This window comes from Arthrobacter sp. TMT4-20 (genome assembly GCF_054510775.1).
The window spans coordinates 1-10,674 of the sequence record NZ_JBTNDW010000028.1; the positions used below are offsets into that span (position 1 = coordinate 1).

Annotated in this window: 10 protein-coding genes and 1 tRNA gene; 6 read left to right on the top strand and 5 right to left on the bottom strand. The window is 61.5% G+C overall.

The genetic code is table 11. The features are described from left to right. Nucleotides 1-192 precede the first annotated feature (192 nt). Genes ACX80Z_RS15645 through ACX80Z_RS15655 form a run of 3 tightly spaced genes read left to right on the top strand, consistent with a single transcriptional unit; the run spans nt 193 to nt 2,662 of the window. On the top strand, nt 193-675 hold the full coding sequence (locus ACX80Z_RS15645; RefSeq protein WP_459316515.1) for an SRPBCC domain-containing protein: 483 nt from the start codon (nt 193-195) through the stop codon (nt 673-675). Continuing rightward, entirely contained in the window at nt 672-2,048 is a 1,377-nt protein-coding gene (locus ACX80Z_RS15650; RefSeq protein ID WP_459316517.1) for an FAD-binding oxidoreductase, read from the top strand. The genes ACX80Z_RS15645 and ACX80Z_RS15650 overlap by 4 nt, the downstream gene beginning before the upstream one ends. Before the next feature lie 14 nt (nt 2,049-2,062). Beyond that, entirely contained in the window at nt 2,063-2,662 is a 600-nt protein-coding gene (locus ACX80Z_RS15655) for a hypothetical protein (protein WP_459316518.1), read from the top strand. A 36-nt stretch (nt 2,663-2,698) separates the two neighbouring features. On the opposite strand, the gene ACX80Z_RS15660 is transcribed toward ACX80Z_RS15655, so the two are convergent. The 4 genes from ACX80Z_RS15660 to ACX80Z_RS15675 all read right to left on the bottom strand — a co-directional run bounded on the left by ACX80Z_RS15660 (nt 2,699) and on the right by ACX80Z_RS15675 (nt 7,658). Further along, nucleotides 2,699-4,057: a DUF4032 domain-containing protein gene (locus ACX80Z_RS15660; RefSeq protein WP_019483333.1), complete on the bottom strand. Its 1,359-nt coding sequence runs from the start codon at nt 4,055-4,057 to the stop codon at nt 2,699-2,701. 116 nt (nt 4,058-4,173) lie between these two features. Then, nucleotides 4,174-5,262: an ABC transporter ATP-binding protein gene (locus tag ACX80Z_RS15665; protein ID WP_459316520.1), complete on the bottom strand. Its 1,089-nt coding sequence runs from the start codon at nt 5,260-5,262 to the stop codon at nt 4,174-4,176. A gap of 145 nt (nt 5,263-5,407) precedes the next feature. Further along, a complete protein-coding gene (otsB, locus tag ACX80Z_RS15670; protein WP_459316521.1) occupies nt 5,408-6,193 on the bottom strand; it encodes a trehalose-phosphatase in 786 nt (261 codons plus the stop codon). Beyond that, nucleotides 6,186-7,658, bottom strand: coding sequence for an alpha,alpha-trehalose-phosphate synthase (UDP-forming) (locus ACX80Z_RS15675; protein ID WP_459316522.1), 1,473 nt, complete (start codon nt 7,656-7,658; stop codon nt 6,186-6,188). The genes otsB and ACX80Z_RS15675 overlap by 8 nt, the downstream gene beginning before the upstream one ends. A gap of 128 nt (nt 7,659-7,786) precedes the next feature. Between ACX80Z_RS15675 and ACX80Z_RS15680 the strand changes: the two genes are divergently transcribed. Both ACX80Z_RS15680 and ACX80Z_RS15685 read left to right on the top strand, forming a co-directional pair. Beyond that, on the top strand, nt 7,787-8,650 hold the full coding sequence (locus ACX80Z_RS15680) for a DsbA family protein (RefSeq protein ID WP_459316524.1): 864 nt from the start codon (nt 7,787-7,789) through the stop codon (nt 8,648-8,650). A gap of 90 nt (nt 8,651-8,740) precedes the next feature. Further along, nucleotides 8,741-8,817: transfer RNA gene (locus ACX80Z_RS15685), tRNA-Thr, on the top strand. 692 nt (nt 8,818-9,509) lie between these two features. Here the strand turns inward: ACX80Z_RS15685 and ACX80Z_RS15690 are convergent. Then, nucleotides 9,510-9,758: an SCO4226 family nickel-binding protein gene (locus ACX80Z_RS15690; protein ID WP_459316525.1), complete on the bottom strand. Its 249-nt coding sequence runs from the start codon at nt 9,756-9,758 to the stop codon at nt 9,510-9,512. Nucleotides 9,759-10,126: 368 nt separating this feature from the next. Here ACX80Z_RS15690 and ACX80Z_RS15695 point away from each other — a divergent pair, with 368 nt between their 5' ends. Then, on the top strand, nt 10,127-10,585 hold the full coding sequence (locus ACX80Z_RS15695) for a hypothetical protein (RefSeq protein ID WP_459316526.1): 459 nt from the start codon (nt 10,127-10,129) through the stop codon (nt 10,583-10,585). Nucleotides 10,586-10,674 lie beyond the last annotated feature (89 nt).

Below are 10,674 nucleotides of genomic sequence, written 5' to 3' on the forward strand. Positions count from 1 at the left end.
AAGCTAAGACCCACAGCGCCGATGGTACTGCACCCGAGAGAGTGTGGGAGAGTAGGACACCGCCGGACAACCATTAGACGAAAGGCCCCACCACCGGTGGGGCCTTTCGCATTTAACCCACCACACCCCAAACACACACCACACGAAACACCCCAGCCGGCGGGGCTGCCCACAGCCGGTACAGTCGCTGGTATGAGTGATCTATTTTCCGATGCTAGCCCCCCGCCGCCGACGCCGGAGCGGATCTCACCGATCGAGTTTGAGGTCACGGTGCCGGTACCGCCGGAACATGCTGCCGCGGGGTTCGCGGAGCACATCCATCTGTGGTGGCCGGTAGAAGCCCTGAGTGTCTGGGGCGCCGGTAGCTTCTTCGACCTTGAAGACAATGCACTGGTGGAAACCTCGGTGGACGAAGTTGAAGCAGTGTGGGCTGAGGTTAGGCGAACCGAGCAGAGCACGCGCCTGGAGATGGTGTGGCGGCACCACCCCGACGGTGGGACCCCCACAGACCTGACGATTGAGTTTTTGTGCGGTCCTGGCGACGGGACCACGCTCTCCTTGGTACATGACGGCTGGGACACCGAGGCCAGGTCCAAGACCGAGCGGGAGCTCTACCAAAACTTCTGGCCCCTAGCCCTCACAAGGTTTCAGCGCTTCATGGGAGGCACCCCATGACCCGCGCGACGATGGCCGAACTGGCTGCGCTCCTGCCCTCCGGGGCAATCCTGACCGAGCCTGCCGACGTCGAGCCGTATGCCCGGGACCAGGGACCGGTCCTGGAACTCCGTCTGCCCGACGCCGTTGTCTGGGCGGAGACCGTTGATCAAGTGCAGCAGGTCGTTCGCTGGGCACACACCCACCGCGTCGCCGTCGTTGTCAGAGGAGCTGGCACCGGTGTGTCCGGTGGGGCGCACGCCACCGCCGGGTGCATAGTCCTGAACCTTGAACGGATGAACCGGATCGTGGACATCAGGCCCCTGGATGAGATTGCGGTGGTCGAACCGGGCGTGATCAACGCTGACCTCAACGCCGCCGCAGCGGCGCATGGGCTGATGTACGCACCCGACCCAGCCAGTTACCGAATCTCCACCATTGGTGGCAACGTAGCCACCAATGCCGGCGGGCTCCGGTGCGCGAAGTACGGGGTGACCCGGGATTCGATCCTGGCCCTCGACGTCGTTCTCGCTGACGGTAATCTGATCCGGACCGGTGTACAAACCTTCAAAGGGGTGGCCGGGTACGACCTGACCTCGCTGTTTGTAGGATCGGAAGGGACACTGGGGATCGTCGTCGGCATCACGGTCCGGCTGAGATACCTTCCCCATAGCGTGCAGACCCTGGCAGCATTCTTTCCCGACGTGCAGGCTGCTGCCGCGGGTGTCCTCGCAGTGGGACAGGCGCGGGTTCAACCGGCAATCATGGAGCTGCTGGACGGGATGACCCTGACCGCGCTGGACGGGGCGCATGGCTCCAATTTGCGGGGGAGAGGGGGAGCCCTGCTGCTGCTCCAGACTGATGGGTTCGGCGCGGATGCGGAGGCCACCGTGGTCCGACGCGTTCTGACATCGCTCGGGGGCACGGTTGACGCGCAGGACGTCAGCGAGGCGGCCCGGCTCATCGACCTGCGCCGGCACAGTAGGGGTGATGAGGTCGACGACGAATTCCGGGTTGGCGAGGACGTTGCGGTTCCGAGGTCGCAGCTGGTGCACTACATTGCCCAGCTCGAGAGGGTGGCGTCCGATCACTCGGTGTTGCTGAAGGTTGTTGCCCATGCCGGTGACGGCAACCTGCACCCTACGTTTTGGGTATCCACTGCTGAGGGTGAACAGGGGGTGGCCCGGCTTGAGCTTGCACTCGATGAGTCTGTGCGTCTGGCCCTCGCAGTCGGCGGCACCATCACTGGCGAACACGGGGTGGGCCAGTACAAACTAAGGTGGCTACCCTGGGAGCAGGGCGAACAAGTGCTTGAGGTGCAGCGGCAGATCAAGGACGTGTTCGATCCTCGTGGCATCCTCAATCCCGGAAAGGCAATTACCGCGAGAGCCTAGCGATGGTGGATAGAATGAGTCCAGTATTCGCTGCCAGCGGGCGGCGTCCTAACCATGAATGGGGATTCAACGTGTCGGAAAATTACCCGGGAAACCAGCCCGACCAGCAGGGCGGCCAGGGCGACGACTCGAAGAAGTACCCCGCGGGCCAGCAATGGCAGCAGCCAGCACCGGGTAGCCAGCCTACCCCTTACGGGCAGCAACAGCCTCCGTATGGTCAACAAAGCGCAAGCCAGCAGCCACCGTACGGGCAGCAGTCCCCCTACGGACAGCCCGGTGGCTACGGGCAGGGCCCTTATGGGGCCGGTCCCTATGGTCAGCCAACCGAGAATCCGGGCAAGACCCTTGGCATCGTGGGTATGATCTGTTCAATCATCTGGCCGATTTCGGTGGTAGGCCTGATCATCAGCATCGTAGCCATGGTGAAATCCCGCAAAGCCCGGATGGGCAATGGCTTCGCACTTGCTGGAATAATCATCGGTGCGATTGGTGTGATCACTGGCATTCTCGCGGTCATCGTCATCATCGCGGGCGTCAGCTTCGTCACCGAAGTCTGCGGGGATCTAGGGCCCGGTGTCCATCAATATGAAGGTACCGAGATAACCTGCCCATAGGTTCAATCTGCCCATAGGTTCAAGGGAAAGCCCTAGCTAGGGCGAGTCCCGGGCCCCGCCGCCGAGGATGTCCATGGTCTTCGTATCAGCCGTCAACATGATGGCGGCCTCATCGCGGCGGTGGACCAGGATCGAGTCGAGATAGGACTGGACTGCTTCGGCCATCGGCACATTGCGGTCCTGTTTCTCCGACATGTACCAGCGGTGCTCCAGTACCTCGTGGACCACCTCGGCCGGCTCCAGCTTGCGGCCCAGCTCCCGAGGGACAGCCCTGACAATCGGTTCGAAGACCTGAGTGACCCAGAGATGTGCGCTGAGTTCCTCGTCGACGTCTGGATTGTTGTCTGCCCGGTAGGCATCCATGTCGTTGAGGAGCCGCCGTGCCTGGTTTTCCTGGGCGTCCAGCCCCGTGAGGCGCAGCAACCGCCGGCTGTGGTGACCTGCGTCGACCACCTTGGGCTGCAGCTTGATCTGGGAGCTGTTGGCTGCGGTCTGGATGGCGTATTCCTCGACGTCGAAGCCCAGCTCGTTGAGCCGGCGAATCCGCGCGTTGACCCGCCACCGGTCGTTAAGGTCGAATGACTCCTGATCGGTGAGTTCGGCCCAGAGCCGGCGGTAGCTGTCCATGATGAGCTCACTCGTGGCGAGAGGATCAATCTTTTCTTCGATCAACCCGCCCTCGGAGAGATCCATGAGTTCCCCGGCAATGTTTACGCGAGCGATCTCGAGGTCGTATTCGCGCTGACCGGATGACAGCCCGGGGTAGAGCTCACCGGTTTCTGCGTCGACGAGGTAGGCAGCGAAGGCGCCGGCATCACGGCGGAACAGGGTATTGGAGAGGGACACATCGCCCCAGTAGAAGCCGATCAGGTGCAATCGGACGAGGAGCAGCGCCTGCGCATCGATGAGCCGGGTCAGCGTGTCCCGCCGAAGCGTCTGGGAGAACAACGCTCGGTAGGGCATCGAGAACTTCAGATGCCGGGTCACCAGCACGGTATCCAGATCGGTCCCGTCCCGGGCCTTCCGGCCGGTGATGACGGCGACCGGCTCAACGCTCGGCACATCCAGCCGTCGTAGTTTCCGCAGCATGTGGTACTCGTGCCGGGCGATGTGCTCGCTGGTTTCCTTGATTGCAATCACCGATCCGCCCAAGTGAGCGAAGCGCACAATGTGTCGGGAAATACCGCGTGGCAGGGCTGCCAGATATTGGGCTGGCCAGTCCTCAAGGGCAATGTGCCACGGCAAGTCCAACAGTTCGGGATCGGTGGCAGCGGCCGTGATGTTCAGGGAACCAAGGGTGCCGGGGTCCGGAGCATCCTTGGTACGCGGCAGTTTGCCCGGCTGGTCCCAGTCGGTCGGTTCGTCGTGCCACTCGGCGTTTGGCGCATCGTTCATGTGTTGCCCTTTGTTGTAACTGTGTACGTGTTAACGAAGTACGGTGGCCCCTGAATTGAAAGTCAATCCACAGACCACCGTACTCGGGTCAGTTCCGCTCGGACAGCGGAGCCAGGCTAGACGTGGTCCGCCAGGCGCAGTCCGTCCTTCATGTCGAAGAGGTGCACGTGGCCCTTTTCTGGGGTGACGTAAATGGTGTCACCCTTCATTGGTGGGCGCCGGCCGTCGACTCGCGCCACAATGACCTGATCCTCCCCATTGAGAGTGGTGTGCCCGTACACGTAGGCGTCTGCGCCGAGCTCCTCGACGACGTCGACCTCAACCTGGAGGCCCTGATTGTCCTCGGCAACCTGCAGGTCTTCCGGCCTGACGCCCAGCGTGACCGTCCCGCCGTGCGCTGCGTCGAGCACCTCATGGGCAACCGGGTAGGTGATTCCGCCGAACTTGACGCCACCGTCGGTGACGGGCAGTTCAAGAAGGTTCATCGCGGGCGAGCCGATGAAGCCTGCGACGAAGACGTTGACTGGCCGTTCGTACAGGTTACGGGGGGTGTCGACCTGCTGGAGAACGCCGTCCTTAAGGACCGCGACGCGATCGCCCATGGTCATTGCCTCGACCTGGTCGTGGGTCACATAAACGGTGGTGACTCCCAGCCGGCGGGTCAGCGAAGCGATCTGGGTGCGGGTCTGCACCCGGAGCTTGGCGTCGAGGTTCGAGAGGGGCTCATCCATCAGGAACACCTGTGGGTTACGCACAATGGCGCGGCCCATGGCGACACGCTGACGCTGACCACCGGAGAGCGCCTTGGGTTTGCGGTCGAGGTACGGCTCGAGGTCGAGCAGCTTGGCGGCGTCGCGAACCCGCTCAGCACGCTCCTCCTTGGAGACGCCGGCAATTTTCAGCGCGAAGCCCATGTTGTCAGCGACCGACATGTGAGGGTACAGCGCGTAGTTCTGGAAGACCATTGCGATGTCGCGGTCTTTCGGGGGGACATCGGTGACGTCGCGGTCACCAATGAGAATGCGGCCCGAGTTGACGTCTTCGAGTCCGGCGAGCATCCGCAGGGATGTGGACTTGCCGCAACCGGAGGGGCCTACGAGGACGAGGAATTCGCCGTCGGCGATCTGAATGTCGAGCTTGTCAACCGCGGGCTTATCTGTGCCGGGGTACAGGCGTGTTGCCTGGTCAAACGTTACCGTTGCCATTTTGTTTTTCCTTTTCACGGGCAGGTACGTGCCCGACGATCCGTTGTGAATGGAGAATATTCAGTTATCCGTGCAGCAACCACCGGCCGCGCTGCTATGAGACGGCAGGTGGCATGCGTCACACAATCTGAGTATGGCAGATAAATCAGATTTGCGCACCGGCGCCGCGGAGCACCAGGAGGTGCTCAAGGACGGCGACCAGCTCCTGAGGTGATCCGATACGGTGGTGCGCCTGAGTCGGTCCGTCGCCGATTTTGATGCCGAGGTCCTGTGCCTCCAAGGCAGCGAAGGCGTGCTCGTCGGTGACGTCGTCGCCCGCGAACAACACAGCCGTCGCGCCGGTGTACTTTCTCAGTGATCTGACCCCCTGCCCCTTGTCGGCGCTGATCACCGAAGTTTCCAGCACTCGCTTGCCGTCGGTGATGTGAGCACCTTCGAGCTGATCCAGGGCCGTGCGGGCGGCATCGGTTGCGGCGGCGGCGACGTCGTCGTCGGCGGTGCGGGTGTGGAGTACGACGCCGGCCGGCTTGGTTTCGAGCACGGTTCCTGCATGTGCGTCCACCACCCGCTGGACGGCGTCGGTGGCGCGACGCAGGAGGTCAGACTGCTGCTTGGTGAGGGTGAGGGGTGCGCCGTCGGGGCCGGTCCAGGTTTCGGCTCCGTGGCTCCCGATGAGGAGAGTCTCGGGGTCCGGCGTCGCGACAGCACGGAGGCTGTCCAGGGCGCGACCGGACACGAGGGCCGTCGTCGTCTCAGGCAGTTGACCCAAAGCCGAGAGCGCCGTGGCAGACCCCGGCAGCGGCCTGGCGTCTGCTGCGTGGGGAACAAGCGGCGACATCGTCCCGTCGAAATCGAGGGCGATCAGCAGGTGATCGGCTCCAGCGATGGTTTCCAGCGCGGTCAATAGTTCGGCGCTGAGCTGCTCAGGCATTGGGTGTCTCCTGGGAATTCTCGTGGTTCCCTTCCTGCAACGCTGCGAGGAAGGCTTTGGACCAGCGTTCGACGTCGTTTTGGAGCACCTGACGGCGCATGATGCGCATGCGACGAGTCGATTCGGCGGGGCTCATGTTGACCGCGGTGACGATAGCGGCCTTGAGGCCATCAATATCATGCGGGTTGATCAGGACCGCCTGACGCAGGGTATCCGCCGCGCCAGCGAACTCACTGAGGACCAGGGCGCCACTGTTACCGGTCCGGGCGGCCACGTACTCCTTGGCAACCAGATTCATGCCGTCCCGGAGCGCGGTGATCAGCATGACGTCCGCGGCCAGATACAGAGCGACCATTTCTTCGACCGGGTAGCTGTGGTGCAGGTAGCGGATGGCGGTGTTCTTGATGGTGTCGTAGGTGCCGTTGATTCGGCCGACGGCGCCCTCGATCTCCTCGCGCAGCAACCGGTACTGTTCAACTCGTTCCCGGCTGGGGCTGGCTACCTGAATGAGTGCAGCGTCCTCTACCTTGACGTGGCCATCAGCCAGGAGCTCTTCATAGGCCTTGAGCCGGTGGCCGATGCCCTTGGTGTAATCCAGGCGGTCGACACCCAGCAGGATGTGCTTCGGGTTGCCAAGTTCACGGCGGATTTCCTTGGACCGTTCGATAATGTCTTCGCGGTTTGCCAGGGTGATGATCTGGTCGACGTCGATGGAGATGGGGAATGCCTCGGCCCGGGAGGTGTAGGTGGGGCCGCCCTTTTCGATTTCCACCTGAACCTGCTGCTGCCTGACCGTGTGGCCGACGAAGCGGCGAACGCAGCGCAGGAAGTTGCTCGCATCGCTGGGACGCTGAAAACCGATCAGGTCGGCGCCGAGCAATCCTTCAATCACCTGGCGTCGCCATGGCAGCTGGGCGAAGATCTCCAGGGGTGGGAACGGAATGTGGTTGAAGAAGCCGATCTTCAGGTCCGGGCGCGCGGCGCGAAGCAGCTTGGGGACCAGCTGCAGCTGGTAGTCCTGGACCCAGACGGTGGCCCCTTCGGCGGCAACAGCCGCTGTGGCCTGGGCGAAGCGTTCGTTGACCCGGCGGTAGGAGTCGTACCAATGCCGGTGAAACTCGGGTGGGGCAATGACATCGTGGTACAGCGGCCATAGGGTCGCGTTGGAGAAACCTTCGTAGTAGAACTCCACCTCGTCCGCGGTGAGCGGGACAGGGACCAGACGCATGTTGTCGTGGTCGAAGGCATCGAGAGTCTCGTCGGGTGCTCCGTGCCAGCCCACCCAGGCGCCGTCGGCCTTGGACATCACGGGTGCCAGGGCGGTAACAAGCCCGCCGGGGGAGCGGCGCCAGGTGCTGCTGTCGTTGGTGGAGACGCGGTCGACAGGCAACCGGTTGGACACCACGATGAACTCGAATTCGCCATAGGCGGTGGTCTTATCTGGCGAGGGTTGAGCTGAAGGCACGCTGACTCCTGAACATAGTAGGCCTACTTAGCACTTTACCGTTTAGGCGGCGTCGCCCGGTCCGTAGTCGTCGGCGGGGATGGATCGCTAAACTTGAGACTACGCGCACCCAACCATGACGAGGACTGATGACCCCCAGCTCGAGCCATAGACCGACTAAATCGCAGCGATCGTCGCAGGCCCGTGAGCAGGCGAGGCTGCTCCGCGAGGCGCAGGAGCGTCAGGAGATGCGCAGGGGACTGCTTATTCGCTGGGGTGTGGTGGCGGCTGTGGTAGCCATTCTGGTGGCTGTGGCGTTGATCGTGACCAGCACGATCCGCGGCCAGATTCCCGATGCTGGTGCTGCCCCCGCCGGGGGCAACGAGTTTGGTGGGATCGTGTTGACCTCAAGCACGGAGGTCGAATCCTTCGAAACGGGGACCGTTGATTTGGCCACGCTGCCGTCCGAGCCACGTCCAGCAGGCGAGTTGCCCCCTGGTATCGCCGAGTCAGCTGACGGTGAGCCGGTGCAGGTGGTTTCGTATGTCGATGTCAACTGTGTGTTCTGCGCCGAGTTCGAGAGTACCCATGCCGATCAGATCAAGGCATGGCTTGACGCTGGCGAGATCACCATGGAGCACCGCAACGTGGCGTATCTGGACCGCAACTCATCGACTGACTATTCCTCACGGGGCGCCAATGCGCTGGCGTGCGTGGCCGAAGAATCCCCTGAAGCGTATTTCGATTTTTCGACCGGGGTGTTCGCCAACTATGAGAACGGTGAACTGGACGACGACGGGCTGACAGCTTTGGCGTCGTCCGTGGGTGCCGCTGACATCGCCACTTGTCTGTCGGAGGGGGCTTTCAGGCCATGGGTCAACTTCACGACCGAGGCCGCCGAACTGGATGGTATCGCGGGAACTCCCACCATCTATGTCGACGGTGAAGCGGTGCCCGAGGCAATCGACAACTTCGCTGTGTTCACCCAGGAAAAGATCGACGCCAAGGGCTAGTTTTCGCTGACGCGCTGGCTGGGCTAATCTTGTCTTTGCGCATTCGATCGGTTTCATCACGACGACGGCGCTCGCTGGCTTAGCCAGTTCGCCTCCTTAGCTCAGTTGGCCAGAGCACCTGTCTTGTAAACAGGGGGTCGCCGGTTCGAATCCGGCAGGAGGCTCCACGGCTGATCGACCGCAAGGTGTCAGAACTGGCGAATTACGCGGGCATCGATTCCTTTTCTTTCAGCACCTGGGACGAGGCTAGATCGATTGACCCGGACGAAACCATTTGGACAATCGATTATCAATGGTCGCCACTGCGGCAGTCAGATGGCCGTCGTTGGTGTGCAGGTACAAGCGCGTTGGTCCGATGGATTCACGCCCTGAGGGTTGGAAATCCCAGACGCGCGACAGCGCGTCCAAGCTTTGCGAACAGGGGCTGCAGTCAGCACGCCACTTGGGGGACCAGTAAATCTTCTTTCCAAAGGTGAGCGGTTTACGGTTAGGCGTTCAAGCACAGGAGCGAGACCCGAATACTGGAAGAATCCGTGCGTGAAGGGGTTTCGTTCGTTAAATCCCTAAACCTCCTTTGCCCGCTGTATCGCGCGGTGAAAGGATGCTAGTAAGCAGCGTCTTCGAGCAGTTCTGAGATGCCGAATCGTCCGGGCGCATCAGCAGCGAGTCGTCGCAGACGAGGCATCCCAGTACGGAGGTGGCGCAGCCCGGCTACGCAGATGGGTGGGGCCCTGAGTAACATCGACTGTCACGTTAGGGAGACGGTGGTCAAAGCGGAACCAGGAAGCTGGCGGGGCGCATCACAGTTCATGGCTGCAAAAATGGTTTCATTTCGCACCGGATTCCAGGCCCCCGATCCTCAGACCTTTAGTGGGATCGGGTGTACCTCGTCTGCAGGATGCCCTGAGCGCTCGTGGATACGCCTCACAGCGTCTGCAGAAGGTGCCTCGGACAGACAGTAGACAACCCCGGCGTCGGGATCAGCCCAAGCAGACTTGAAGACCACGTTTTCCTCACTTTGAATCGCAAGGTCAGCATCGTGGGCAGCTTGAAGATCCTCCTTGGTTAGTCCAGTCATATTGCGATGCACATCCATGAATTCCGGCATAATGCACTCCTTGGGGTGGTCGATCCTTGCGTAGCGATGCCGTTGAGGATAGACCTGCGCCGACTAATCGTCAACGGGATTATTTGCCACGGTTGCGGCATCCCCGGATGCGCGCGAATCGAGCCGGAGGCGCCTTCGGGCGTCAACACAGGAACCAGCGACTTACCGGTGGTCTAAGGTTCTCTAGATATGGCTTTGAACGTTAGATGCGGGATATTAAAGCAAACCATTCAGAATATTTTGGGGACGAGTTTAGATGGTGCTGTTAGCGTGAACGTTCTTAATTTGCGCCGGGTGGGGCTTCGGTAGCGATGAACGAAAACAAGAGAGATCGGGCCCGGACGATAGCGTCGACGCAGCCAGGTTCGGTGGCTGGCCTCATTATGGTCAGTGCAGTCATCTTCTATGCCGCGGGTCTGGCATTGCGCGGATCGGCTGAGTTCGATTTTTGGGTGGACGGCGTTATTGCTTTGCTGTGCGTCTGGTTACCGACTGGGGTGGCTTGGATGGCTGTACTGCGGACGCGTCTGCGCCGGTACGACATTTTGTGTGCCGCTGCGGGTGTTACCAGTCTCGCCATTGCTGATACCTACTATGTCGTGAAGACGGGGGAGGGCCAGGACGTTCCCCTGGGTTCTCCTGCCGATATTTTCTATCTCCTGTCTTATGTGCTGATTCTGGCTTCCTTGATATTCGTGGTCGTTTGGAGATTTCGGGCGGTGGCGTGGCCGGTTGTTCTGGACAGTACTGTCGGGACTCTCGGGGCTGGTGCTGTGCTTGTAGTTGTTCTTGATCCGTTCCTGAATGTTAACGCCGGCCGAAAGTAGGGCCAGGAACGCCAACTGAAAATAGGGCCACCGACCATGATGGAAGGTGATCAATTTGGATGATTGGGCGAAGATACGCCACCTGTTTT

Excerpts from the sequence above, each read along its gene's own strand:
- ACX80Z_RS15645 (WP_459316515.1), top strand. The coding sequence starts at position 193 with ATGAGTGATCTATTTTCCGATGCTAGCCCCCCGCCGCCGACGCCGGAG.
- ACX80Z_RS15650 (WP_459316517.1), top strand. The coding sequence starts at position 672 with ATGACCCGCGCGACGATGGCCGAACTGGCTGCGCTCCTGCCCTCCGGG.
- ACX80Z_RS15655 (WP_459316518.1), top strand. The coding sequence starts at position 2,063 with ATGAGTCCAGTATTCGCTGCCAGCGGGCGGCGTCCTAACCATGAATGG.
- ACX80Z_RS15660 (WP_019483333.1), bottom strand. The coding sequence starts at position 4,057 with ATGAACGATGCGCCAAACGCCGAGTGGCACGACGAACCGACCGACTGG.
- ACX80Z_RS15665 (WP_459316520.1), bottom strand. The coding sequence starts at position 5,262 with ATGGCAACGGTAACGTTTGACCAGGCAACACGCCTGTACCCCGGCACA.
- otsB (WP_459316521.1), bottom strand. The coding sequence starts at position 6,193 with ATGCCTGAGCAGCTCAGCGCCGAACTATTGACCGCGCTGGAAACCATC.
- ACX80Z_RS15680 (WP_459316524.1), top strand. The coding sequence starts at position 7,787 with ATGACCCCCAGCTCGAGCCATAGACCGACTAAATCGCAGCGATCGTCG.
- ACX80Z_RS15690 (WP_459316525.1), bottom strand. The coding sequence starts at position 9,758 with ATGCCGGAATTCATGGATGTGCATCGCAATATGACTGGACTAACCAAG.